The following is a 24,141-nucleotide window of genomic DNA, read 5'->3' as shown; positions in this document are numbered from 1 at the left end:
ATTCTTCGAGCAGGCTTTGACCTCCGGGTAAGTCTGTGTAGTGTCCCGCCGAGACTAAAACCAAGGCAGAGCGCAGTGTCGAATTCCACGCCGGCAACCATTGAAGACGTCGCCCGGATCGCGGAAGTGTCGATCGCGACAGTGTCGCGCGCCATCCATATGCCGGAAAAAGTCGCCAACTCGACGCGGCTCAAGGTTAGCCAGGCGATTGCCATCACCGGCTACACGACCAACGCCATGGCGCGCAGCCTGAGGCTCGGCCGTTCCAACATGATTCTGGTGGTCGCACCCGATATCGGCGACCCCAATTTTTCCAACATTCTCGTCGGCCTCGAAAACGAGGCGCGCTCCCATGGTTACGGCGTGCTGATCGGCCATACGCAGAACGATGCCCAGCGCGGGCTGGAATATCTCAAATTCCTCAATTCAAACCAGGCCGCTGGATTGATCCTGTTTACCGGCATCCTGCCCTTCGGCCATCAGTCGATGACCGCACGGCTGCCGCCCTGCGTCGGCGTGTTCGAGCCGGTTTTCAATGGCGGCATTCCCTATGTCGGCGTCGATGACACCGAGGGCGCCCGCAAGGTCATCGACCTGCTTCTCGCCGAGGGCCATCGCAAGATCGCCTTCATCGGCGATTCCCGCACCCGGCTTGCCTATAGCCGCCGCCGTATCGGCTATGACACCGGACTGGACGCGGCCAATGTCAGTGCAGATCAGCGCATTGTCTTCGAAGGCGACGGCACGATCGAGAGCGGACGGTTGGCAGTCGAGCAACTGTTCATGCGCGACACGCTGCCGACGGCCTTCATGTGCGTCAACGACCAGACGGCGATCGGCGTGATGATCGGGCTTGGCGCCCGTGGCTACGACATTCCGCGTGATTTTTCCGTGACGGGTTTCGACGATGTTCCGCAGGCAAGCTTCATGTCGCCTGCGCTGACCACCATACGCCAGCCGCGAACGGCGATCGGCAAACATGCGATGGCGCTGCTGCTGGAACTGTTGTCCGACGGCCAGCCGCCGGAAACGGAAATCCTCCTTCGGCCGGATCTGGTGGTCCGCAACTCTGTTGCCGCCCCCTCTCTCAAATGGACGAAGCGCTGAACCTTTCGGCCCAGCGCTCCATCGTTCAATCCAGCGATTTGACCCGTTAGGCGTAGCGACGTTCAGGCGCACGGCGCGACACGACTTCGATATGCCGCCGGTTTGAAACCGTGAACTGGTTGGCCAGATCCTTGAGCGTCGTGCTGACGCGCATCAGATTGTGGGTCGCCGCATTGGTCTGCTCGACCATGGCCGCATTCTGCTGGGTCATCTGGTCCATGCCGGTGACCGCCGTGTTGATCTCGGTGATGCCGATCGCCTGCTCACGTGCCGAACCGGCAATGGCATCGATATGGCCGTTGATATGCATCACCTGCTCGCCGATGGTGCGGAGCGCCTCGCCGGTCCGGTTGACAAGCGAAACGCCGGTGAGCACATCCTGAAACGACTTGTCGATCAGGCCCTTGATCTGCTTGGCAGCGTCCGTGGATTTCTGCGCGAGTTCACGCACTTCCTGCGCCACGACGGCAAACCCCTTGCCCGCATCACCCGCGCGCGCGGCTTCGACGCCAGCGTTCAGGGCAAGCAGGTTGGTCTGAAAGGATATCTGGTCGATGACGCCGATGATCTGGGTGATCTTCTGCGACGATTCTTCGATGGCGCTCATGGCGGCGACCGCTTGCTGAACCACTTCACCGGATTTGCGCGCTTCCTCGGTTGCATGACCGACAACACGCCGGGCTTCCTCGGTACGAAGTGCCGCTTCCTTGGAAATCGTGGTGATTTCTTCCAGCGCTGCCGCCGTCTGTTCCAGCGACGCGGCCTGCTGCTCGGTGCGGCGCGCCATGTCATCGACGGCGGTTACCAGTTCACCAGCATTGCCGGAGGTTTCGTCGGCGGCCAGAACGATCGAGCAGAGAGCCTTGTCGAGCGTACCAAGTGCGGAATTGAAGTTGGACTTCAGACCGTCGAACTGCGGCGCAAGCGCTGCGCCGAGCTTGGCGGTCAGGTCGCCGTTGGCAAGTCCAGTCAACGAGCGGTCGAGTGCCGACAGGGCTTCGTCCTGCTCCACCGCGTGCGTTTTCCGCTCGGCATCACCGATGGCCCGCTGCTCCTGCAACGCGTCCAGATAAACTGAGATGGCATAGTCCATGTCGACAAAGGCCGCCTTCATGATAGCAGTCACTTCGATGGTGACATCCTTTGCCTTCTTCTTATAGAGAAAGCCATCAAGGTGCTTTTCGACAACTGCCTTGATGATCGATTCCATGATCAGCGCATAACCGCCGATATACCAGCGCGGTTCCAGTCCGAGGCGTGCATGGGTCTTGCCGATCGTTGTGACGGCCTCGACGTATTTGTCATCGAATTCACCCGAAGCAATCTGGTCCCAATGGCGAACCTGCCGCGACTTGGCGCTTTTGACATGCGCGTCGCTGGCAAAAAACTTCGCGGTTTCGGGGACTGCCGTCGCCTTCGCGTAAAACTTGTCGAGCGCGCCATCAAGGGAAGCCGAGATGGTTGGCCTTGCCCGCACCAGAGCGGCACGCTCTTCGCCAATAAGCCCGACGAAATCGAGACGTTCATTAAGGTGTTTGGTCTTGGAAACGGGCGCAGACATGCTGGAGCATCCTAAATCGAAATGGGGAAAGGCATGCGCGCTGCGCGATCGGCGTCATGCCGGCAGGTGGTCCAAAGCGTAAGTTCAGAACTAGGCCCGCATAGTTAAGAATGTCTTGCGAAGAGAACAGACTGCGTCGCTAAATATAGCGATAAAACACTGTTTTAGTGTCGTTTTTCTCAAAGTTGCGACAAACTGACCGAGGTAGCTTCGAACGCCAAAGCCACCCTTTCACGCGAAAGGGGCGCCACCGGCGCCCCTTTGATTGACAATCGATCTGCCTTGCAACTGCAATCAGACGTAGCGGTTGACGACGTTTTCCAGCAGTTCCTGCTTGCCGGATTTCGGCTGCGGGTTGAGATCGGTCTTTTCGACGTAAGCCGTGATCTCTTCCAGCGACATGCTGGTCAAGCGCTTCTGGCCTTCGGCCGATTTCCAGCCGGCATAGCGCGCGTCAAGCGGACCCGATAGTGCCTTGTCCTCGACCATCTTGGCTGCGGCACGCAGACCGCGGGCGCAGCAATCCATGCCGCCGATATGACCGATCAGCAGGTCTTCCGGATCGATCGACTGACGGCGCAGCTTCGAATCGAAGTTGGTACCGCCGGTCTTGAAGCCGCCGCCGGACAGGACCTGATAATAGGCCAGCGCCATTTCCGGAACGTTGTTGGGGAACTGGTCGGTATCCCAGCCGGACTGGTAATCGTTACGGTTCATATCGATCGAGCCGAAGATGCCGAAGGCGTTGGCAAGCGCCAGTTCGTGCTCGAACGAATGTCCGGCCAGAATGGCATGGCCTTGCTCGATATTGACCTTGACCTCGTTTTCCAGGCCGTAGGTCTTGAGGAAGCCGTAGACCGTCGCGACATCGTAATCGTACTGATGTTTGGTCGGCTCCTGCGGCTTAGGCTCGATCAGGATGGCGCCCTTGAAACCGATCTTGTGCTTGTACTCGACAACCATGTTGACGAAGCGGCCGAGTTGATCGAGTTCCTGCTTCACATTGGTGTTGAGGAGAGTCTCGTAGCCCTCGCGACCGCCCCACAGGACATAATTGTCGCCGCCGAGCTTCAGTGTCGCATCCATGCAGGTCTTCACAGTTGCCGCAGCAAAGGCAAAGACGTCCGGATCTGGATTGGTAGCGGCACCCGACATATAGCGGCGGTTGGAGAACAGGTTGGCCGTACCCCAGAGAAGTTTGACGCCGGTATCGGACTGCTTCTTCGCGAAGTAATCGACGATCTCGTTGAGGTTCTTGGTGTTCTCGGCAAAATTCTTGCCTTCTGGACGCACATCGGCGTCGTGGAAGCAGTAGAAGGGTGTGCCAAGCAAAGTGAAGAATTCGAAGGCCACATCGGCCTTCAACTTGGCTGCCTTCATGCTGTCTTCGAACCACGGACGGTCGAACGTCTGGCCACCGAAGGGGTCGCCGCCCGGCCAGACGAAGGTGTGCCAATAGGCAACCGCAAAGCGCAGGTGATCTTCCATTCGCTTGCCCATGACGATCTCATCCGGGTTGTAGTGGCGGAAGGCCAGTGGATTGGTGCTGTCTGGGCCTTCATATTTGATCTTGGCAATATCGCCGAAAAAACCTGTGCTCATGAGTGTTTCCTCTTGGTGTTCGAAGCGTCGATTGAAATCAGTAGGCAGCCCGGATCGCCGGATAGAGGCGGCGATACCGCTGGTATGCATCTTCATAGGCGCCGCGCAGAGCGGCTTCCGGATGAATGGTTTCGGCTGTCGCAGGCGCCGTGAACACCGACAGCGGTGCAGCCTTTGTCGCAGCTACGAGGCCGAGGCGGGCAGCGCCGAAAGCAGCACCGAAGTCACCATCGGCGGGCACATCGACCGGCAGGTTCAGGGCCGTTGCGATCGACTTCAGCCAGTAGCGCGAGCGCGACCCGCCACCGATAGCAGTGACCCGGGAAAGAGTGGTGCCGGCAACGCGCAGAGCCTCAAGACTATCGCGCAGCGCGAACGAAACGCCTTCGAGCACCGCCTGGGTCAACACCACACGGCTGCTTTCATGACCAAGACCCGCGAAGACACCGCGGATGGCGGCATCATTATGCGGAGTGCGTTCGCCGGAGAGATACGGCAGGAAGGTGACTCCAGATGGTGCGTTGAGGTTGTCGCCAAGCTCAGCCGTCAGATCGGCGGCGCTCTTGCCAGTGATCCCGGAATGCCAGTTGAGCGCATCGGTGGCGGACAGGATGACGCCCATCTGGTGCCAGGTGTTGGGCAGCGCATGGCAGAAGGTGTGCACGGCGCTGGCCGGATTGGGCAGATAGCTGGCATTGGCGGCAAACAGCACGCCGGACGTGCCGAGCGACACAAAAGCATGGCCTTCGCCAACCGTACCCATGCCGCAGGCAGATGCGGCGTTATCCCCTGCCCCGCCGGCAACCACGACGCCAGCACCCATTCCCCACTTGGCAGCGAGATCGGCCTTCAGCGTGCCGCCCTGCTCCGTGCCTTCGATCAACGACGGCATTTGGCTTTCCGTCAGCCCGGTTGCATCAAGCAGGCTTTCCGACCAGGCGCGCTTACCGGTATCCAGCCAGGACGTGCCGGCCGAATCCGACATTTCGGAAATATGCTCACCTGTCAGCCACAGACGCAGATAATCCTTCGGCAGCAGAACCCAATCGACCTTCTCGAAAATGTCGGGTTCGTTCTCCGCCACCCAGGCAAGTTTTGGCGCCGTAAATCCCGGAAAGACGATATTGCCGGTCAGCGCCCGGAACTGCGGATCGGCGTCGAGTGCCAGCGCCTGCTTGTGGCTGCGGGTATCGTTCCAGAGAATACAGGGGCGCAGCACCTTGTCATTGTCATCCAAAAGCGTCGCGCCGTGCATGTGCCCGGAAAGCCCGATGCCTTTGACGGCGGCGAGTTCCTTGGGATGAGCTGCCTTCAATCCGGCAATAGCTTCTTCCGTCGCGCGAATCCAATGGGCCGGGTCCTGTTCCGACCAGCCTGGATGCGGCCGCGACACGTCCATGGCACCCGAGGCAGAGCCAATGATCCGCTGGCCGTCGTCGATCAGCAGTGCCTTCACCCCGGATGTGCCGAGGTCGATACCGAGATACATGGTGGTCTCCCTAATCTGCCGCGCCTTGTTCAGGCTCTTGGTTCCTGCCCTGCTCTAAGGGCGTGTCTGTTCCGCTGTCCTCCTCGAAGGGCAGGTTGTCCTTGAGGAAAATGTCGAGGCGGATACGCTCCTGCGCGCCAATAACCGCAACGCCATCAGCCTTGGCCTTCAACACGCGGATGGCGCTGCGCACTTCATGCCCGGCATCCTGATTGAGGACCACATCGATCAACCCGTCGTTCAATGCCGCCCGCGTATGACGGGTCAGTTCATGCGCGATAACACAGACGGGCGTACCGCCTGCTCGCCGCTTCAACGCAGCAATCAGGCCGCGATTACCGGCGCCAAGGCTGTAGATGCCGGCAATTTCTGGCGATGACGCAAGCACCTGGCCGACAAGCCTTTCGACCATGGCAGGATCGTCCTGCCCTTCAATAACTGGCAACAGGACATGCCCAGGGAAGTTTTCTGTCATCACGGCCTGAAAGCCATCAAGGCGTTCGCGGTGGTCGCGGACCAGCATGGAGCCGGCCAGCACCGCAACCGGTCCGGAACGGCCGCCGAGAAAGCGGCCCATCAGGCTTGCCGCCGTGCGCCCCGCGGCAATGTTGTCAACACCGGCAAAATGGTCGCGCTTCGAGCCGGCTAGATCGGAGACCAGGGTAACGACAGGAATGCGATCGGCACGCAACCGATCGACGGCGGCGATGACATCGGGAGAATCGATGGCCACGACGGCCACGCCAGCCGGTGATTTTGCGCGCGCCTCGTCCAACGCGGCGACCAAGGCTTCGGCATTGAATGCCGGAACTGTGACGACTGAGATGCTTGTGCGCTCGGCGGCCGAACGGCTCATTGCAGCACGCACCTGCGCCTCAAGCCCGCGCATGAAGGAATTGTCGCCAGCTGGCAGAATGAAAACGAAGGGGTAAACGCGGCTCTTGGCAAGGTTGGCGGCGGCGACGTCGCGGACATAGCCGATGCGCTCGATGGCCTGCTCGACCCTTTCGCGCGTGACGGTGCGGACGCCGGCGCGCTGGTTCAACACGCGGTCGACGGTCGCAAGGCTGACCCCTGCCGCAGCGGCAATATCATGAACTGTCGGGCGCATATTTCCTCCGGGAAAGAGCCTTAGAGGAAAATTTGATGTACGTAAATCAGAAAATTACGACCGATGCCGGCACCGGCTGTGTCAGCGCAATCGAGGCCAGCGCGGATCAGCCAAAACGCTTGCTGAAAGCCTTGAGAAAAGTCACCTCGCCGTCGGTTCCCTGCGCCTGCGCGAGCACGACATCCATATATTGATTGGTCACATGGGCGACGGCAAAGCCACCTTTGAAGGTTGCGATCGGCTTGAACAGGTCGAGGCCGTTTTGGTTGTATATCATCGGCGTATCGTGTTCGTGGCCATGAAACAAGCCGACGACATTGTAGCCTTTCAAGGTCTCCAGTAATGCCGCGCGGTCGTCATCACTCCACCAGTGGGCGTGGCCAGAGCCCTCGTCGTCGAAGGTCGTCTTGGCCGGGTCCCATTTTTCCAGCGAGAAGGCATCCCAGCCATAGTGCTGGAACACCACCACCGGCCGGCCATCCGCGGCCGAGTTGGCAAGATCCTGTTTCAACCAATCCAACCCGCTGATCGCACCCTTGTTGGTATCGCCGCCAAAACGCTGCAGCTGCACCAGATGCAGCCCGCCCCAATCCCAGGAGTAGTTGTCGGAATCGATATCGTAATCGGGAACCGCCACCGGCGGCTTGTAGAACACCGTCGGGCGATGATTGAGCTCGACATAGTCGCGCAATTCGCGGCGATACCAGTCGATGTGCGGCGGCGCTCCATCCTGATCGAGATCATGATTACCAAGGCCGTTATAGACGGGAAAATGCACCCGGTCGGGGCCAGCGCCCTCCTGATAACGGCTGGAGAATTGCAGCAGCTGATGGCCTTCGCCGGGAACCTTGACCTGACCGCCGCCGTCATCGGTCATGTCGCCGCCGATGACGAGACCGAGCGGCTTGGCGATGCGCTTGCCTGCCCCTGCAAGCCCGGTCGCCGCGCCGCCGATCTCCATTGGCCAATCGAACTCTGCGATGCGGTTAACGGCCGCCACATGTCGCAGAAGATTGGCGTCGGTCTTACCCTCCTGCGCGCAATTGGGACTGAGCGTCCCACCGGAGATAAGGCAAGTGTGAATATCGGCGGCGAACAGGAATGTCGCATCGATGAGAGGCCACGCTTTGCTTACGGGCGTCGCCGCCAACGCGGGACCAACCGACGAGACGACCCCGAGGCTCAGGAGATTGGCGAGAAACGAACGCCTGTGAAGCAGAGGAAACGAATGACCGGTCATGCAAAATGCCCTGAAGTTTTGTCTTCAGGGCATTCTGGCGGATGAAAGCCGCGACGTACAGATCAGATGTTCAGCGGCCTTAACGGCTAGTGTCCGCCGCCGCCGGCTCCTGTCGGAACAGGCGCCGGCTTCTTGATCAGGAAAGCGCAGAAGACCAGCGTTCCGAACAGGCCGGTGAGGATCAGGAACACGTCGATGAACGACATGACCATTGCCTGCTGGGTGACGATCCCGGACAGCTTCTGGATGGCGATGGTTGCACCGTCGAGACCGTGCGAATTGTACTTGGCGATCATGTTGTTCAGCTGATCCATGGCCTCGGGGTTGCCCCATTGCACATGCTCCTGCAGGCGGGCGTAATGCTCCTCCTGACGCTGCGTCAGGATCGTGTTGATCGCAGCAAGACCAACGGCACCGCCGAGGTTACGCGTCAGATTGAACAATCCCGATGCGCCACGGACACGCTCCGGCGACAGCGTGCCAAGCGCCACATTGTTGATCGGCACCATGCACATCATCAGCCCGAAACCGCGCAGGATCTGTGGCACGAGAAGCTCATAGAAATCCCAATCGGCCGTCAGCGAACTCATCAGCCAGGTACCTCCAGCAAAGCTGGCAAAGCCGATCGCCATCATCACGCGTGGATCGAGCTTTGTGGAGAGCTTGCCCGCAATCGGTGCCGTGCAGAACATCGCCAGACCTGACACGAACATCGTCTCGCCGATCATCAACGAATCGTAACCGCGGATCCGGCCGAGATAAAGCGGATAGATGTATGTGAGACCATAGAGTCCGATGCCCATGACGAAGGAGAACAGCGAGCCGAAGGCAAAGTTTCGGTTGGAGAACGCCCTTAAATCGACGATCGGAAAATCGACATTGAACGCACGGTAGAAGAAGACCAGAGCACCGATCGCGGATGCGATAGCACCCAGGAAAATGTATTGGTCGCTGAACCAGTCGTTCTTGTTGCCTTCTTCCAGCACATATTCCAGTGCGCCGAGGAAAACCGCCATCGACAGCAGCCCCCACCAGTCGAATTTCTTGAACAGGCTCCATTCCGGCTTGTCGAAATCGATGAAATTCCAGGTCACGATGGTGACGATGATGCCTGGGATGATGTTGACGAGAAACAACCAGTGCCAGGAAAAGGCATGGCTGAGATAGCCGCCAACGGTCGGGCCGATGGTTGGCGCCAGCGTCGCGACCAGACCGATGATCGGCGAGACGATGCTGCGCTTGGACGGTGGAAAGATCGTGAATGCGGCGGCAAACACCGACGGGATCATGCCACCGCCGATAAAGCCCTGCAGCACCCGATAAACAATCATCTGGTCGATATTGGTTGCTGTTGCCGCAAGCGCGCTGGCAATTGTAAAGCCTGCAGCCGACACCGAAAACAGCACACGCGTCGAGACGATGCGGGCCAAAGTGCCCGACAGCGGGATCATGATAACTTCGGCGATCAAATACGCCGTCTGCACCCAGGCGACTTCATCAGAACCGGCTGACAGGCCGGCTTGAATTTCAGCCAGCGAAGCCGAGACAATCTGAATGTCGAGGATCGACATGAACATGCCGAAGACCATCGCAAAAAAGGCGATCAGCCGCTTCGGATCCATCTTCTCTTCCGCACGGGCGGCGGGAAGCGGCATCGTACCCGCTGTTGCAGTGGCAGCCATCGGCGTTGCTCCTGGCACGGTCCACGCTCAGAAGAACGGAACGGCCATCATGATCATGAAAACTGGTGCATCACAGGGTCCCGGCACATCGGCCTGGGACGTTTCACTCAACCGTTGAAGCCGCGCCTTGACGGCGCGGCATACGGATCACTTGGCCGCAGCAGCTTCCTGCTTCGGTGCAGTGCGGGTATCGACATCGACAACGACGCTCAGACCGGCGCGAAGACGGCCGCTGTCCAGCTCGTCCTTCGGAAAGACGATGCGAACCGGAACGCGCTGGATCACCTTGGTGAAGTTGCCGGTGGCGTTTTCAGCCGGCAGCAGCGAGAACACCGAACCGGAAGCTGGCGAAATCGACTGCACGGTACCGACGATCGGCGCCTCGTCGAAGGCATCCACGTGGATGTTGACCTTCGAGCCCGGGACCATGTGGGCGATCTGCGTTTCCTTGAAGTTGGCGTCGATATAGAGCTGATCGGTCGGCACCAGGGCCGCCAGACGCTGACCGGCCGAAACAAGGTCACCATCCTGAACAGCCAGATTGCCGATGACACCATCGTAAGGAGCCTTCAAGACCGTAAAGCCCAAATCGCGCTGCGCCTTGTCACGGGCCAGTTCCAGCGACCGGATGGTGCTTTCGGCCTCGGCGCGTTGCGCAGCCAGCACAGCGACGTTGGCATTCGCCGTGGCAATCTGCGCATCGCCGCCGATCAGGTTTGCCTTGGCCTGATCAACAGCAACCGTGGCATCATCGAGGGAGGCGACCGTACCGACTGCCTTTGACTGGAGGTCGCTGGCACGCTTGAGCGTGGTTTCGGCACCCCGGACGGTCGCCTCAAGGGCGGTTTTCTGCGCTTCCGCCTGCTGCACGCTGGCCTTGGCGCCGGCGATCTGCGCGTCGAAACGCTGCAGCGACAGTTTTTCCGTATCGATCTGCGCCTGCGCCTGGTCGGCGGCAATGCGGTAGTCTTCCTTATCGAGCGTAATCAACGCATCGCCAGCCTTGACGTGCTGGTTGGCAACCACATTGACCTTCTCGATATAGCCGGAAACCTTCGGCGAAATCGACGCGATGTCACCTTCGATATAGGCGTCATCGGTCGAGATCATGAAGCGGCCGTTGGTCCACCATTCGTAACCGTACCAGCCACCGGCTGCCAGCGCGGCGATCACAATGATCGGAAACACCATTTTGCGGCGCTTCGGGGCGGGCTTTTCGGCGACGGCAGCAACCTGCGGAGCCACCTGCTCTTCGGCAGCGGGCTCCGTCACATTCTTGGCTTCAGGAGCCTCGATCTGCTCCACGGGCGCCTTGAAATCGTCGCCGACGGGGCGGACATGGGCAGCACCGGATTTGTTTGAAACTGACATATTGCACTACCAGCCCTGATGTGAGAAATTCGAACCGAACCGTTCAGTTCGATTGACATAGTGCGTAATCGCTCACATATCAAGTCAAATCGAACCGTTCGGTTCGAAAAGTTAACAATGAGACAAAAATGTCCGAAGGTAACGAAAAATTGGCAGAAACAACGGGTATCTCAGACTGTCCCGGCGAAGCCTATTCCCTGTCCGGCCGCCGTGCTGCCGGAGAGGATCCGGCAAAGCGCGAGCAGATTATCGAGGGCGCAAAACGCGTTTTCATGAGCGTCGGTTTCGACGCCGCCAGCATGAACGACATCACCCGGGAAGCCGGCGTCTCAAAGGGCACGATCTACGTCTACTTCCAGAACAAGGAAGACCTATTTTCGGCGATGATCGAAAAGGAACGGGCTCTTTTCCTTGCAGCAGTTCGCACAGTTCTAGCTGCCAATGAGGATGCCGAAACCGGCCTTTACAAATTCGGCGTCAGCTTCGTGTCGCATATGACCGACGAAAAGGTGATCAGCGCAATGCGCACCGTTCTCGGTGTCCGCGATCGCATGCCCGATCTGTGCCAGCGCTTCTTCAAGGGCCCGGAAAACCTGCGAACGTTGATGTGTGAATTCCTGGCGCACCAGGTCGATATCGGCAGCCTGAAGATCGATGATCTCGATCTGGCGGCAGGCCAGTTTCTCGATCTCTCCAGTGGCGGGTTTTTCAAGTATCGCCTCTTCGGAACCATGGAGGCCGCCCCTCCGCCGGAGGAAATCGACCGGGTCATCACCGGCGCCGTTCGCGTCTTCATGGCCGCTTACGGAACACGGCAGACCACAAAGGCCTGAAAGCCACCGGCGTGTTGACATGCCATATCAATCGCGCAACCGCGATCAAGTGAAGCTGGCCGATCGGCACTAAGATCATATCCGGGATCATATCCGGTTTGCTGCGGGAGGTTGGATGAATGCGATCGGCAAGGCGCTCTGGTTTATCGAAAGCCATTACGCCCGGGACATTTCACTGGAGGACATTGCGGAGACGGCGGGGCTTTCCCGCTATCACCTGTCGCGTGTCTTCGGCCTGACGACGGGCTTTTCGATCAGTGGTTACATCAGGGCGCGGCGCCTGAGCAGCGCAGCTCTTTCCCTTGCCGGGGGCGCATCCAGCATTCTCGCAGTCGCCCTTGATGCGGGCTACAGCTCGCATGAAGCTTTCACCCGTGCCTTCCGCGATCATTTCGGCGTAACGCCGGAAGAGGTTCGCAACAGACGGCATATTGGCGATCTCGATCTTATGGAGCCTCTCCGGATGACCACCGCACCCCTTCCAAGACTGGACGAACCACGATTTGAAACCACGCCTGCGATGCTGATGGCGGGCCTGCAGCAGACCTATGATTACGGCGGCAATGCCGGAATTCCATCGCAATGGCAGCGGTTCAACGCCCATGACGGCAGCATTGCCGGCCAGATCGGATATGCCGCCTATGGCATCTGCACGCAGGAAGAAGGACAGGACCGCAGCTTTCAATACATGACCGCTGTGCAGGTTCGCGACACCGACGAACTGCCCGAAGGCTTTGAAAGCCTGAAACTTCCCGCTCAGACCTATGCGATCTTTGCCCATCGCGGCCATATCTCCGGCATCCAGGCGACCTGCAATGCGATCTTTACGGAATGGCTGCCATCATCCGGCTACAGTCATGGCGGCACTCCCGACCTGATGGAACGCTACGACGAGCGGTTTGATCCGAGAACAGGCATGGGGCTGACGGAAATCTGGCTTCCGGTGAAGAGTTAACGGTATCGCGGCCCATTTGAACGCCCTTGAGCGCTTGCCTTGCCGCCATTTCCGCATACATAAGAAACATCAATTACACCCGCGTTGCCAACCGGCGGCGCGGGTTCCCGTATATGCACCTTGATATCGAGGAAGGAACCACCCCCGATGCAGGATTATTTGCTTCTAATGCAAGATCCGACTGCCTGGATTGCCCTGATTACCCTGATCGTGATGGAGGTCGTGCTCGGTATCGACAATCTCATCTTCATTTCTATCCTGACCAACAAACTTCCGCCGGAACACCGCGAAAAGGCACGCAAGATCGGCATCGGCCTGGCTCTGGTCATGCGCCTCGCGCTGCTCGGCACGATCGCCTGGATCGTCCAGCTGACGACGCCTGTGTTCGAGGCGTTCGGTCACGGCTTCTCCTGGAAGGACATGATCCTGATCGCCGGCGGCCTGTTCCTTGTCTGGAAGGCCACCAAGGAAATCCATCACAATGTCGATCCGACCGACCATGATCAGGATTTCATTGCAAGCTCCGTAACAACCGGCTTTGGCGCCGCCATCGGCCAGATCCTGCTGCTCGATCTCGTGTTCTCCGTCGACAGCATCATCACCGCCGTCGGCATGACGCCGCACCTGCCGATCATGGTCATCGCCGTCGTTTTCGCCGTCACCGTCATGCTGGTCGCGTCCGGCCCGCTGGCCCGCTTCATCGAGAACAACCCGACCATCGTCATGCTGGCGCTGGCATTCCTCCTGATGATCGGCACGACGCTGATCGCCGAAGGCATGGGCATTCATGTACCGAAGGGTTACGTCTACGCCGCCATGGCCTTCTCGGCGCTTGTCGAAGTGCTCAACATGCTGTCGCGCAACAAGCGGCAGCGGGACAAGGCCGCCAAACATTAATTGGATGCTCATCTGATTGTCGATTGAAAGGGAGTGCATCCGGTTGGATGCGCTCCTTTTTTGTTCGTCGATCAAGAGCCAACATAAAAAAAGCCCCGGGACGACGATCCCGGGGCAATTCGATTTGGGCTTATGATGAGGAACGAGGCCGAAGGGGTAAGAAGCTCGACTGCCGTTTCGTTGGCCGCGAAGAGAAACCGGAAAAATCTCCGCGTTCTCCATCTCCCTCGAGTCCGGTTGTCACAGCCCGCACTCCTCAGGAGAAGAACGGGCCAGACTGCAAATCGTTCCCATCAATGACGCTTTTTACTTCTCGGCGATGGCCTTGAGGTTTTCCAACCCCTGGGCAAAATCGCCACCGATCATTTTATCCATGTTGAAGAACAGACCCATGACCTTGGCAATAAGAGGGCTCGGTCCATCCATCGCCCAGCTGACGGCCGTGCCTTGAGCTGCCGGAGCGAGCGTGAACGTAGCAACGTTGTGCCCTTCGAACGGGCGGCTGAAATCGAGCTTGATTTCAACCTTCGAGGACGGCGTCGCTTCGGTGATTTCCATGCGTCCAGCGCCGACATCCTTGTTGCCGTCCCAGTTGTAGACGGCGCCCTGGCCGCTGGTCGTGCCATCGAACGTACGTTTCATGGCCGGATCCTTCATTTCGTAAGGCGACCATGCCTGCCACTGCTTGAAGTCATTGATCAGTGGGAAGATCTTTTCCGGCGGCGCATTGATGGTGACGCTGCGCTCCACATGGAACGTATCGGGTTTTGTGGATGCGAACATGACGACGGCGAGCAAAAGCACGACGATGACGGCAAGGATAACGAGCAGAATTTTCAGCATATTCGGGTTCCTGTTGAGCATTGGAGTTTGGTCCCCTGAAGAGGCCTGCGACGCGCTTCAGGGGAATGTCGGGTAGAAAGAATGTCAGGCGGCAGTGATGGAGGCGATGACGGCCGCGAGCTTTTCGAGGCTCTGGCTCCAGCCTTCTTCCATGCCATCGAGCGCGGGCAGTACGGCTTCGGTTGCCCTCAATACCTGTGCATGCAGTGTCACCTCGGTCTTGCCGTTCTTCTCGGTGAAGGTCACCGTATTCAGCGCTTCCAGCATGGTGACGCCGTCTTCGCTGTCATAGGTGCTCGTAAAGACCAGCCGCTCGTTCTCGACGATTTCCTTGAAGGTGCCGTTTGACGGATACATCTGGCCGTCTGGCCCCTTCATGTGGATACGGATGACACCTCCGGGCCTGAGGTCGACCTCGCAGACCGGGTTGGTAAAGTGATGCGGTCCCCACCACTGAGCCAGATGATACGGGTCAGTCCAGACCTTGTAGACCAGCGCCGCCGGGGCATTGAATGTCCGGGCCAGGACAAGGTTGGCCTTGTCGGCGGGGACAATTTCAGCTCTTGCGTTCATTTTCATCTCCCTCTTGAAGTCTTTGCAGGTAGAGATCGAGCTTGTCGAAACTCTCCTCCCAAAATTGCCGGTAGTTATCGAGCCAGGCGTTGAGGTCCTTCAACGGTCCCGCCTCCAGTTTGCAGGGACGCCACTGCGCCTCGCGGCCACGGCTGATCAGTCCAGCCTTTTCCAGCACCTTCAGATGCTTTGAAACGGCCGGCAGGCTCATCGCAAACGGCTCCGCCAGCTCGTTGACAGACGCCTCCCCCAAAGCCAGCCGCGCCAAGATCGCCCGCCGCGTCGGATCGGCCAGCGCCGACAGAGTGCTGCTGAGTTGATCCTGTGTCATTCTTATTAAACCGCCAAGTTAATTAACTTATGGGTTAATTAAACCCGGTTGTAGCCTTTGTCAACTGGCTTTTTACAAAGCAGCAGCCGACGGCCGGAGCGCAGTTTTCCTTGACGCGCCCTTTTGAATATGGTCTCACGCCAGCTATATGGAATTTCCGGTATTTTCCGCCGTTTCAGGCATCGATCGGGCACTTCCTTCCCTTAAAAGCATGCGCCTTCATGATCCGGACGTCTTCTTCCGGCAGGAAGGCCGAAAGCACGTAAAGCACGGGCCAGGATCATGACAGACAGACCAGTCCGGGTGCGCATCGCACCTTCCCCTACCGGCGAACCGCATGTCGGCACTGCCTATATCGCGTTGTTCAACTACCTCTTCGCACAGAAGATGGGTGGTGAGTTCATCCTGCGCATCGAAGATACCGATGCGACGCGCTCGACACCTGAATTCGAGACCAAGGTTCTGGATGCGCTGAAATGGTGCGGCCTGACATGGTCGGAAGGCCCGGATGTCGGCGGACCCTACGGCCCCTATCGCCAGAGCGACCGCAAGGACACCTATCTTCCCTTCGTCGAGAAGATCGTTTCCAATGGCCATGGCTTCCGCTGCTTCTGCTCGCCCGAACGATTGGCCGAAATGCGCGAAGCGCAGCGTGCCGCCGGCAAGCCGCCGAAATATGACGGTCGTTGCCTGACGCTTTCGGCGGAAGAAGTGACGACACGCATGGCTGCTGGCGAGCAGACGGTCGTGCGGATGAAAATCCCGACCGAAGGCTCCTGCAAGTTCGTTGATGGCGTCTATGGCGAAGTCGATATCCCGTGGGATGCCGTCGACATGCAGGTTCTGCTCAAGGCCGATGGCATGCCGACCTATCACATGGCCAACGTCGTCGACGACCACCTTATGAAGATCAGCCATGTGGCGCGCGGCGAGGAATGGCTGTCCTCGGTGCCCAAGCACATCCTGATCTATCAGTATCTCGGGCTTGAGCCGCCGGTGTTCATGCATCTCTCGCTGATGCGCAATCACGACAAGTCAAAACTGTCGAAGCGCAAGAACCCGACCTCGATCTCCTATTACTCGGCACTCGGCTATCTGCCGGAAGCGCTGATGAACTTCCTCGGCCTGTTCTTCGTGCAGATTGCCGAAGGCGAAGAAATGCTGACCATGGATCAGCTCGCCGAAAAATTCGATCCGGCCAACCTCTCCAAGGCTGGGGCGATCTTCGATATCCAGAAGCTCGACTGGCTGAACGGCCGCTGGCTGCGCGAAGGTTTGACCGAGGACGAGTTCGCCGCCCGCGTCCTGTCATGGGCCATGGAGAACGACCGCATCAAGCAGGGCCTCAAGCTCTCGCAGTCGCGCATTTCCAAGCTCGGCGAGCTGCCGGATCTGGCGGGCTTCCTGTTCAAGTCCGATCTCGCGCTTGACGCCGCCTCGTTCGCCAAGGTCAAATCGACACCGGAAGAACTGGTCGAGATCTTCAACACGGTCCAGCCGGATCTGGAAAAGATCCTCGAATGGAACGTCGAGTCGATCGAAGCCGAACTGCGGGCGATTGCCGACCGCATGGGCAAGAAGCTCAAGGTCATCGTCGCGCCGCTGTTCGTCGCCGTCTCCGGCTCGACCCGCTCGCTGCCACTGTTCGACTCGATGGCTATCCTCGGCCGCTCGGTCGTGCGCCAGCGCCTGAAGGTGGCTGGCCAGGTTGCGGCCTCGATGGCAGGTAGCGGAAAATAACACAGGCGCGGTAACCTCCCTCCCCCTCGTGGGGAGGGTTAGACCGAGCGAGCCGCACCGGCCGCGAATGAACCCATTTCAAGTATGCCGAATTGATAAGGCGAAACCTATGACCGACAAGACCGAAACCGCCCTCTCCTCCGACGTCACCGAAGTGCGCGCCCAGAAACTGGCGCTGCTGCGCGAAAAGATCGGCGACGTCTATCCGGCGCATTTCCACCGTACGATCACCAATGCGGAACTGGCTGAGAAATACGAGAGCCTGGAAGCGGACGTCGTCACTGAAGACGTCGTGACGGTTGCTGGCCGCGTCTACTCCTCGCGCAACTCTGGCATGTTCATGGACATCCATGATGCCGGCGGCAAGATCCAGATCTTCTCCCACAAGGATGCCACTCCGGAAGAAGCGCGCTCCCTGCTGCCGCTGATCGATATCGGCGATATCATCGGCGTCACCGGCGTGGTTCGCCGCACCAAGCGCGGCGAACTGTCGATCAACGCGCAAGACATCATCATGCTCACCAAGTCGCTGCTGCCGATGCCCGAGAAGTGGCATGGCCTGTCCGACATCGAGCAGCGCTACCGCAAGCGTCACCTCGACATCATGACCAACGAGGAATCCAAGCTCCGCTTCCAGCAGCGCTCGAAGATCGTCTCGGGCATCCGCCGCTTCATGGAAGACGACGGCTTCATGGAAGTCGAGACGCCGATGCTGCATTCGGTCTACGGTGGCGCCACTGCAGAGCCCTTCAAGACACATCACAACACGCTGAAGCTCGACATGTACCTGCGCATCGCGCCGGAACTGTTCCTGAAGCGCACGCTGGTTTCGGGCCTCACCGACAAGGTGTTCGAGATCAACCGCAACTTCCGCAACGAAGGCGTGTCCACCCGGCACAATCCAGAATTCACCATGATGGAATGCTACTGGGCCTATTCCGACTATGAGGACATCATGGATCTCGTCGAGCGGTTGTTCTCGACGCTCGCAATGTCGATCCACGGCACCACCGAGTTCACGTTCGGCGACAAGGAAATTTCCTTCAAGGGTCCGTTCAAGCGCGTGCCCATGCCGGACGCCGTCAAGGAGGCGACCGGCATCGACTTCCTGGCGATGAAGACCGATGAAGAAGCACGCGCTGCCGCCAAGGCCGGCGGTTTCGAAGTCGAGAAGGATGCGACCTGGGGCGAGTGCCTGGCCTTCATCTTTGAAGAAAAGGTCGAGGGCACGCTGATCCAGCCGAGCCACGTGACGCATTTCCCGAAGGACATCTCCCCCTTCGCCAAGGAAGTGCCGGGCGAACCACGCCTGGTCGAGCGTTTCGAGACCTATTGCAACGCCTGGGAACTGGGCAACGCCTTCTCCGAGCTGAACGATCCGGAAGAGCAGCGCAAGCGCATGGTCGAACAGCTGGAACAGGCCCATGCACGCGGCGAAAAGGACAAGCAGCTGGACGACGAATTCCTCGATGCGATCGACCAGGGCATGCCGCCCGCCGGTGGCCTCGGCATCGGCGTCGATCGCCTGATCATGCTCTTGACCAACGCACCGTCGATCCGCGACATCATCCTCTTCCCGGCCCGCCGCAACAAGGCGGACTGATCCGGCTTCAAGACGAGCGCGCCATTCTGTGAAACGGATGGCGCGTTTCCATCAGCCAATGGAACTTTTCCCGATCCTGCGCGTCAATATCCGCAGAATCTGAAAGGAACCCTTCCATGCTGAAATGGGCGCTCATCTTCCTGGTTATCTCGCTGATTACCGGCTTTCTCGGTTTCTCCGGCGTTTCGGCCGCGACCGCGACAATCGCGCGCGTGTTGTTCGCCATCGCCGTGATCATCTTCCTGATCTTCGTGGTTCTCGCCGTCATCGCCGGCAACGCCGTCGTCTGATCTGGATGATTAGCCGTCACATGATCCCGTCAGTGTCCCGCTGGTTTTTCCAGAGGGTTCTCGACGGGGTTTTGCGTTGTGGATTCGGCGGAGGGGCTCGAAGGTTTTTCGGTGTCGCTGCCGAGAACCATGGCGAGCATGGAGCCGAAGAAACCCTTTCCTTCAGGCTTTGCAGCGCTCTCTTCAGCCGAAGCCTCAGCGCCGTGGTCTGGCGCAGCAGCCTCCTCGCCATGACCGGCCGGTGCCTCGCCACTCTCCGCCTCTTCTCCATGCGCGGCGGCGGCCGGTGCTTCACCATGGCCGCCGCTCTTTGATCCAGCGGCGCCCGGTTCTGCTGCGGCAGCAGCGGCAACCGGGTCGAAACAATCCGACTTGTCGTCCATCGCCGTCAGCGTGGTCTTGACATCCTCAGTCGAGAGAACGACTTCGCGGCCATAGAAGAGACCGACGGTATTCGCCTTGGCGTCCGTGTACCGGGCAGTGAACGGCGTGCTCATTCCCGGCAGCTTTGACGGATCTGGGGCAAACAGGACCTGTGCACCGATGGCAGCGCCGCGACGGTCGGCACGATCCGACGGTCCAGCGGCATCGAGCACGACAACCTGATAGAGATCGGCTTGTTCTTCCTTGGCCAGCAGGCCGGCTACGCGCAACGCAGTGCGGACGCGATCGACGCCTCCGGCAGAATCCGTACTCACATATTTGCGAATCCAGCGCTGGCCATTGCGGCGCATTTTGAGCGTCTCGAGCGTGGTACAGGCGAGACCGGAGAGTGAGGGCTTTTCCGGACCGGCCATGCCGAGGAAGGTTTCCTTGCCCGAATAGACGGCAAAAGCGCCGGACGCTCCGGACAGCACAAGAATACCGGTAATGAGGAACATCACCTTGCGGGGGAGACGTATTTTCTTAAAGACCGACTTCACGTGCGCTGTTCCGTCATCAGCTTCAACTCCCGGCCCACCGCCGCACATGCAGGACGAGCCCGCCTTTTGATTGGGCTTCCACCTTAGCTTGACCATGTTTCGGAAAGTTTAAGCCCGCCGTCGCTTTTGCGCGGCGTTCAAACAGATTTGCCCCGTTTTGGCACCTTGCCCGCAACAGCGCCGGAAAATGGGTTGCTCTTGGCTCTAGCGCCGCTAAAAGTGGCGCAACACTGGACGTTGCTCACGTCAGCGAACTGCCGCACGCTTTTAAAACAAAGAAAAGAAGACATCATGCACAAGGTAATTTTTGATACCGATCCCGGCGTCGATGACGCGATGGCCCTACTGTTCCTGCACAATCATCCAGATATCGACCTGATCGGCATCACCACCGTTTTCGGCAATGCCTCGATCGAGACCACGACCCGCAATGCGCTCTATCTGAAGCAGCAATGGGATATTGCGGCCCCGGTCGCCAAGGGCCTTGGCGAGACGCTCGACCCGTCGCGTCCGCATGTCGGCTGGCCAACCTTCATCCACGGCGATGACGGCCTCGGCAATATCGGCGTTCCGGAAACAGTCGATCTCGCCTGCGATCCACGGCCAGCCCATCGCTTCATCATCGATACCGTCCGTGCAAATCCCGGCGAAGTCACCATCGTCGCCGTCGGCCGCATGACCAATCTGGCGCTTGCCCTTCGCGATGATCCGGACATTGCGGTTCTCGTCAAGGATGTCGTCATCATGGGCGGCGCCTTCGATATGCGCGGCAATATCACGCCAGCGGCAGAGGCCAATATCCATGGCGATCCGGAAGCCGCAGATGTGGTGATGACGGCACCGTGGCCGGTCGTTGTCGTCGGTCTCGACGTCACCGAAAAGACAGTGATGACCCGCAGCAGGCTGGCCGCCATTGCGGCGAGCGGTGGCAAGCGGGCCAAACTTCTCTCCGACATCTCGCAATTCTACATCGAGTTTTACGAGCAGCATGTCGATGACGGCATGGTCGTGCATGACAGCTGCGCCTGCGTCTACGTCGTGGCCCCGGAACTCTTCACGCTGCGCAGCGGCGCGATCCGCGTCGTCTGCGGCGGCATTGCCGATGGCCAGACCATCCAGAAAGCCGACGATCATATCTTCCCGCCGAACGCATGGGATAACCTGCCAAGCCAAAATGTCGCAATCGGCGTCGATGCCGAAGGTGTGCTCGATCTGATCTCGAAGACGCTGGGTCAGAGCCCGGCGGCCTGAGCCCGTAAAAATTCACCCCGATAGCTGGCAGTTGTCCAATTGCCAGCTATCTTCGTTTCCATGAAACCGGAAACGCTACTCTACCCGACGCCCAGGGGTCTCTTTTGCGAGAAGGGCGGCTTCTACATCGATCCCGTCCAGCCCGTCGAACGGGCATTGATTACGCATGGCCACGCCGATCACGCCCGCGCCGGCCACACGCATGTGATGGCGACGCGCGAGACGCTCGATATCATGCGTATCCGTTATGGCGATGCCTTCTGCACCAGCACGCAGGAGGCCATACTGGGTGCCCGCACCTCGATCGGCGATGTCACCGTCAGCTTTCATCCGGCCGGCCATGTTCTGGGCTCGGCGCAGATCGCCGTCGAAGCCAACGGCATCCGCATCGTCGTCTCCGGCGATTACAAACGCCGCCGTGATCCCACCTGCCGCCCCTTCGAGCCGGTGCCCTGCGATGTCTTCATTACCGAGGCAACATTCGGCCTGCCGGTGTTTCACCATCCCGATGATCGCGGCGAGGTTGCCAAGCTGCTGACCTCGCTCGGTCAGTTTCCCGAACGCGCCCATCTGGTCGGCGCCTATGCTCTTGGCAAGGCTCAGCGGATCATCGCCTTGATGCGCGAAGCCGGTTACGACGCGCCGATCTTCATTCACGGCGCCTTGTCAAGGCTCTGCGACTATTATGAAAGCGAAGGCATCGAACTGGGTGATCTTCGCCCCGCCACGATTGATGCGAAAGACAAGCAATCCTTCGCTGGTGCCGTTGTCGTCGGTCCACCGTCCGCCTTTGCCGACAAATGGGCCAGGCGTTTTCCCGATCCCATTCCGATCTTTGCCTCCGGCTGGATGCTGGTACGCCAGCGCGCCAAGCAGCGCGGCGTCGAACTGCCGATGATCATCTCGGATCATTGCGACTGGCCGGAACTGATCCAGACGATCAACGAGATCAAGCCCGGCGAGGTCTGGGTGACCCATGGTCGCGAAGAAGCTCTGGTGCGCTGGTGTGAGCTGCAAGGGATCGCGGCACGGCCGCTGCATCTGGTCGGCTACGACGACGAAGGAGAATAACCGATGCGCCCCTTCGCCGAACTGCTCGACCGGTTGGTCCTCACACCGCAACGCAACGCCAAGATCAAGCTGATGACGGATTACTTCCGCGACGCCCCCGACCCGGATCGCGGCTACGCTCTGGCCGCCATTGCCGGCACGCTGACGCTCAAGGCCGTAAAACCGAACGTGCTGAGGCAACTGGTGCTGGAGCGGATGGACGAGGTCCTGTTCCGCTATTCCTACGATTACGTCGGCGACCTCGCCGAAACGATCTCGCTTGTCTGGGAGCCGCCGGCAGAGCGCCAAACAACGACCGGCGACCTGTCGCTCGGGGCCGTCATGCAGCAGTTGGAAACCGCTGGGCGGTCCAATGTCCATGGCCTGGTGCGCGACCTGCTTGATCAGCTCGAAGGGTCAAGCCGGTTTGCCTTCCTGAAGCTGATCACCGGCGGCTTACGCATCGGCGTCTCGGCGCGGCTGGTGAAACAGGCGCTTGCCGATATGGGCAGTGCCGATATCACCGAGATCGAAACGCTCTGGCATGGCCTGTCGCCACCCTATGTTTCCCTGTTCCAATGGCTCGATGGAAAGGCTGACAAGCCCAAGCTGGACATGCCGGCCGTTTTTCACGCGGTGATGCTGGCGACGCCGGTGGGCGATAATGATCTCGCCTCGCTCGATCCAAAGGATTTTGCCGCCGAATGGAAATGGGACGGCATTCGCGTCCAGCTTGCCAATCTTGACGGGACGCGGCGGCTTTACTCCCGCAGCGGCGACGACATTTCCGGTACCTTTCCGGATATCCTCGAAGCGGCCGATTTCGAAGGCGTCATCGACGGCGAGCTTCTGGTCGGCGGCACCATGCGTACCAACCGCGCGACGCGGACATTTTCCGATCTGCAGCAACGGCTGAACCGCAAGACCGTGACACGCAAAATGCTGGAAGAATATCCAGCCTTCATCCGTGGCTACGACCTGTTGTTTTCGGGCGGGCGCGACATGCGTCCTGAAACCTTCCTGACCCGGCGCAATGCGCTTACCGCGCTGATCGAAAAGGCAGCCCCCGCGCATTTCGATCTCTCGCCGCTCGTGCCATTCTCAAGCTGGGAAGAACTCGACCGCCTGCGGAAAGAGCCGCCGGATCCGGTGATCGAGGGCATCATGCTGAAGCGCCTCGATTCGCCCTACACATCCGGGCGCTCGAAGGGCCCCTGGTTCAAGTGGAAACGCGAACCCTACAATGTCGATGCGGTGCTGATGTATGCCCAGCGCGGCCACGGCAAACGATCAAGCTACTATTCCGACTTCACCTTTGGGGTCTGGGCCCAAAACGATGGCAAGGACGTTCTGGTGCCCGTCGGCAAGGCCTATTTCGGCTTTACCGACGCGGAGCTTGAAGTGCTGGATCGCTACGTGCGAAACAATACCATCGAACGGTTCGGCCCAGTGCGCTCGATCCGGGCCGAAGCCGATCATGGTTTTGTGGTCGAAGTGGCATTCGAGGGCATCAATTTCTCCAGCCGCCACAAATCCGGTGTTGCCATGCGCTTTCCGCGCATATCGCGGCTGCGAACCGACAAGCTGCCGCGCGATGTCGATCGGCTGGAGACCTTGCTGGCAATGATAGCTACGGCCGATGGCAATTTGGCCAGCGGTGCGGAACCAATCTAACCAACAATTGTTAAA

20 protein-coding genes and 1 pseudogene are annotated in these 24,141 nt (G+C 59.4%); 10 read left to right on the top strand and 11 right to left on the bottom strand.

From position 1 onward, the window contains the following. Nucleotides 1-75: 75 nt before the first annotated feature. A complete protein-coding gene (locus R6X40_RS11160; protein ID WP_318413560.1) occupies nucleotides 76-1,107 on the top strand; it encodes a LacI family DNA-binding transcriptional regulator in 1,032 nt (343 codons plus the stop codon). A 46-nt stretch (nucleotides 1,108-1,153) separates the two neighbouring features. On the opposite strand, the gene R6X40_RS11155 is transcribed toward R6X40_RS11160, so the two are convergent. The 7 genes and pseudogenes from R6X40_RS11155 to R6X40_RS11125 all read right to left on the bottom strand — a co-directional run bounded on the left by R6X40_RS11155 (nucleotide 1,154) and on the right by R6X40_RS11125 (nucleotide 11,163). Beyond that, a complete protein-coding gene (locus R6X40_RS11155; protein ID WP_318413557.1) occupies nucleotides 1,154-2,668 on the bottom strand; it encodes a globin-coupled sensor protein in 1,515 nt (504 codons plus the stop codon). Nucleotides 2,669-2,962: 294 nt separating this feature from the next. After that, nucleotides 2,963-4,270 carry a xylose isomerase gene (gene xylA, locus R6X40_RS11150; RefSeq protein WP_318413555.1) on the bottom strand — a complete coding sequence of 436 codons (1,308 nt, stop codon included), beginning with the start codon at nucleotides 4,268-4,270 and terminating at the stop codon, nucleotides 2,963-2,965. 37 nt (nucleotides 4,271-4,307) lie between these two features. Then, the gene (gene xylB, locus R6X40_RS11145; RefSeq protein ID WP_318413552.1) at nucleotides 4,308-5,759 is read right to left on the bottom strand and encodes a xylulokinase; all 1,452 of its coding nucleotides are present in this window, start codon (nucleotides 5,757-5,759) and stop codon (nucleotides 4,308-4,310) included. Nucleotides 5,760-5,847: 88 nt separating this feature from the next. Continuing rightward, nucleotides 5,848-6,870, bottom strand: a pseudogene (locus R6X40_RS11140) (LacI family DNA-binding transcriptional regulator); the annotation flags it as partial. Between the two features lie 106 nt (nucleotides 6,871-6,976). Beyond that, on the bottom strand, nucleotides 6,977-8,110 hold the full coding sequence (locus R6X40_RS11135; protein WP_318413549.1) for a metallophosphoesterase: 1,134 nt from the start codon (nucleotides 8,108-8,110) through the stop codon (nucleotides 6,977-6,979). A gap of 86 nt (nucleotides 8,111-8,196) precedes the next feature. Next, nucleotides 8,197-9,792 carry a DHA2 family efflux MFS transporter permease subunit gene (locus tag R6X40_RS11130; RefSeq protein WP_318413546.1) on the bottom strand — a complete coding sequence of 532 codons (1,596 nt, stop codon included), beginning with the start codon at nucleotides 9,790-9,792 and terminating at the stop codon, nucleotides 8,197-8,199. Nucleotides 9,793-9,939: 147 nt separating this feature from the next. Next, on the bottom strand, nucleotides 9,940-11,163 hold the full coding sequence (locus R6X40_RS11125) for an HlyD family secretion protein (protein WP_318413544.1): 1,224 nt from the start codon (nucleotides 11,161-11,163) through the stop codon (nucleotides 9,940-9,942). A gap of 128 nt (nucleotides 11,164-11,291) precedes the next feature. Between R6X40_RS11125 and R6X40_RS11120 the strand changes: the two genes are divergently transcribed. The 3 genes from R6X40_RS11120 to R6X40_RS11110 all read left to right on the top strand — a co-directional run bounded on the left by R6X40_RS11120 (nucleotide 11,292) and on the right by R6X40_RS11110 (nucleotide 13,848). Then, the gene (locus R6X40_RS11120) at nucleotides 11,292-11,996 is read left to right on the top strand and encodes a TetR/AcrR family transcriptional regulator (protein ID WP_318413541.1); all 705 of its coding nucleotides are present in this window, start codon (nucleotides 11,292-11,294) and stop codon (nucleotides 11,994-11,996) included. A 115-nt stretch (nucleotides 11,997-12,111) separates the two neighbouring features. Further along, complete coding sequence (locus R6X40_RS11115) at nucleotides 12,112-12,951, top strand: AraC family transcriptional regulator (RefSeq protein ID WP_318413539.1); 840 nt, start codon at nucleotides 12,112-12,114, stop codon at nucleotides 12,949-12,951. A gap of 147 nt (nucleotides 12,952-13,098) precedes the next feature. Then, complete coding sequence (locus tag R6X40_RS11110) at nucleotides 13,099-13,848, top strand: TerC family protein (protein ID WP_318413537.1); 750 nt, start codon at nucleotides 13,099-13,101, stop codon at nucleotides 13,846-13,848. Nucleotides 13,849-14,154: 306 nt separating this feature from the next. On the opposite strand, the gene R6X40_RS11105 is transcribed toward R6X40_RS11110, so the two are convergent. The 3 genes from R6X40_RS11105 to R6X40_RS11095 all read right to left on the bottom strand — a co-directional run bounded on the left by R6X40_RS11105 (nucleotide 14,155) and on the right by R6X40_RS11095 (nucleotide 15,595). Continuing rightward, nucleotides 14,155-14,691: an SRPBCC family protein gene (locus R6X40_RS11105; protein WP_318413535.1), complete on the bottom strand. Its 537-nt coding sequence runs from the start codon at nucleotides 14,689-14,691 to the stop codon at nucleotides 14,155-14,157. An 84-nt stretch (nucleotides 14,692-14,775) separates the two neighbouring features. Then, on the bottom strand, nucleotides 14,776-15,264 hold the full coding sequence (locus R6X40_RS11100; RefSeq protein ID WP_318413531.1) for an SRPBCC domain-containing protein: 489 nt from the start codon (nucleotides 15,262-15,264) through the stop codon (nucleotides 14,776-14,778). Then, complete coding sequence (locus tag R6X40_RS11095; protein ID WP_318413528.1) at nucleotides 15,248-15,595, bottom strand: metalloregulator ArsR/SmtB family transcription factor; 348 nt, start codon at nucleotides 15,593-15,595, stop codon at nucleotides 15,248-15,250. The genes R6X40_RS11100 and R6X40_RS11095 overlap by 17 nt, the downstream gene beginning before the upstream one ends. A gap of 282 nt (nucleotides 15,596-15,877) precedes the next feature. Here R6X40_RS11095 and gltX point away from each other — a divergent pair, with 282 nt between their 5' ends. The 3 genes from gltX to R6X40_RS11080 all read left to right on the top strand — a co-directional run bounded on the left by gltX (nucleotide 15,878) and on the right by R6X40_RS11080 (nucleotide 19,228). Then, on the top strand, nucleotides 15,878-17,335 hold the full coding sequence (gene gltX, locus R6X40_RS11090) for a glutamate--tRNA ligase (protein ID WP_318413525.1): 1,458 nt from the start codon (nucleotides 15,878-15,880) through the stop codon (nucleotides 17,333-17,335). Nucleotides 17,336-17,444: 109 nt separating this feature from the next. After that, nucleotides 17,445-18,938: a lysine--tRNA ligase gene (gene lysS, locus R6X40_RS11085; RefSeq protein WP_318413523.1), complete on the top strand. Its 1,494-nt coding sequence runs from the start codon at nucleotides 17,445-17,447 to the stop codon at nucleotides 18,936-18,938. Between the two features lie 116 nt (nucleotides 18,939-19,054). Next, complete coding sequence (locus R6X40_RS11080; RefSeq protein ID WP_318413520.1) at nucleotides 19,055-19,228, top strand: DUF1328 domain-containing protein; 174 nt, start codon at nucleotides 19,055-19,057, stop codon at nucleotides 19,226-19,228. Between the two features lie 29 nt (nucleotides 19,229-19,257). Here R6X40_RS11080 and R6X40_RS11075 read toward each other — a convergent pair whose 3' ends face one another. Further along, the gene (locus tag R6X40_RS11075) at nucleotides 19,258-20,151 is read right to left on the bottom strand and encodes a hypothetical protein (protein ID WP_318413517.1); all 894 of its coding nucleotides are present in this window, start codon (nucleotides 20,149-20,151) and stop codon (nucleotides 19,258-19,260) included. Between the two features lie 291 nt (nucleotides 20,152-20,442). Here R6X40_RS11075 and R6X40_RS11070 point away from each other — a divergent pair, with 291 nt between their 5' ends. Genes R6X40_RS11070 through R6X40_RS11060 form a run of 3 tightly spaced genes read left to right on the top strand, consistent with a single transcriptional unit; the run spans nucleotide 20,443 to nucleotide 24,126 of the window. Next, entirely contained in the window at nucleotides 20,443-21,402 is a 960-nt protein-coding gene (locus R6X40_RS11070) for a nucleoside hydrolase (protein ID WP_318413514.1), read from the top strand. A gap of 60 nt (nucleotides 21,403-21,462) precedes the next feature. Further along, the gene (locus R6X40_RS11065) at nucleotides 21,463-22,473 is read left to right on the top strand and encodes a ligase-associated DNA damage response exonuclease (protein ID WP_318414203.1); all 1,011 of its coding nucleotides are present in this window, start codon (nucleotides 21,463-21,465) and stop codon (nucleotides 22,471-22,473) included. Nucleotides 22,474-22,476: 3 nt separating this feature from the next. After that, nucleotides 22,477-24,126, top strand: a complete 1,650-nt coding sequence (locus R6X40_RS11060) for a cisplatin damage response ATP-dependent DNA ligase (RefSeq protein WP_318413511.1) — start codon at nucleotides 22,477-22,479, stop codon at nucleotides 24,124-24,126. The last annotated feature ends 15 nt before the right edge of the window (nucleotides 24,127-24,141 follow it).

Origin of the sequence: Rhizobium sp. PL01, from assembly GCF_033447125.1 — a bacterium.
Lineage (GTDB): Bacteria > Pseudomonadota > Alphaproteobacteria > Rhizobiales > Rhizobiaceae > Pararhizobium.
This window is presented reverse-complemented; position numbering and strand designations above follow the sequence as displayed.

Bases quoted from the DNA above. Each gene is read 5' to 3' on its own strand.
- R6X40_RS11155 (WP_318413557.1), bottom strand. From the start codon at position 2,668: ATGTCTGCGCCCGTTTCCAAGACCAAACACCTTAATGAACGTCTCGAT.
- xylA (WP_318413555.1), bottom strand. From the start codon at position 4,270: ATGAGCACAGGTTTTTTCGGCGATATTGCCAAGATCAAATATGAAGGC.
- xylB (WP_318413552.1), bottom strand. From the start codon at position 5,759: ATGTATCTCGGTATCGACCTCGGCACATCCGGGGTGAAGGCACTGCTG.
- R6X40_RS11135 (WP_318413549.1), bottom strand. From the start codon at position 8,110: ATGACCGGTCATTCGTTTCCTCTGCTTCACAGGCGTTCGTTTCTCGCC.
- R6X40_RS11130 (WP_318413546.1), bottom strand. From the start codon at position 9,792: ATGGCTGCCACTGCAACAGCGGGTACGATGCCGCTTCCCGCCGCCCGT.
- R6X40_RS11125 (WP_318413544.1), bottom strand. From the start codon at position 11,163: ATGTCAGTTTCAAACAAATCCGGTGCTGCCCATGTCCGCCCCGTCGGC.
- R6X40_RS11120 (WP_318413541.1), top strand. From the start codon at position 11,292: ATGTCCGAAGGTAACGAAAAATTGGCAGAAACAACGGGTATCTCAGAC.
- R6X40_RS11115 (WP_318413539.1), top strand. From the start codon at position 12,112: ATGAATGCGATCGGCAAGGCGCTCTGGTTTATCGAAAGCCATTACGCC.
- R6X40_RS11110 (WP_318413537.1), top strand. From the start codon at position 13,099: ATGCAGGATTATTTGCTTCTAATGCAAGATCCGACTGCCTGGATTGCC.
- R6X40_RS11105 (WP_318413535.1), bottom strand. From the start codon at position 14,691: ATGCTGAAAATTCTGCTCGTTATCCTTGCCGTCATCGTCGTGCTTTTG.
- R6X40_RS11100 (WP_318413531.1), bottom strand. From the start codon at position 15,264: ATGAACGCAAGAGCTGAAATTGTCCCCGCCGACAAGGCCAACCTTGTC.
- R6X40_RS11095 (WP_318413528.1), bottom strand. From the start codon at position 15,595: ATGACACAGGATCAACTCAGCAGCACTCTGTCGGCGCTGGCCGATCCG.
- gltX (WP_318413525.1), top strand. From the start codon at position 15,878: ATGACAGACAGACCAGTCCGGGTGCGCATCGCACCTTCCCCTACCGGC.
- lysS (WP_318413523.1), top strand. From the start codon at position 17,445: ATGACCGACAAGACCGAAACCGCCCTCTCCTCCGACGTCACCGAAGTG.
- R6X40_RS11080 (WP_318413520.1), top strand. From the start codon at position 19,055: ATGCTGAAATGGGCGCTCATCTTCCTGGTTATCTCGCTGATTACCGGC.
- R6X40_RS11070 (WP_318413514.1), top strand. From the start codon at position 20,443: ATGCACAAGGTAATTTTTGATACCGATCCCGGCGTCGATGACGCGATG.
- R6X40_RS11065 (WP_318414203.1), top strand. From the start codon at position 21,463: ATGAAACCGGAAACGCTACTCTACCCGACGCCCAGGGGTCTCTTTTGC.
- R6X40_RS11060 (WP_318413511.1), top strand. From the start codon at position 22,477: ATGCGCCCCTTCGCCGAACTGCTCGACCGGTTGGTCCTCACACCGCAA.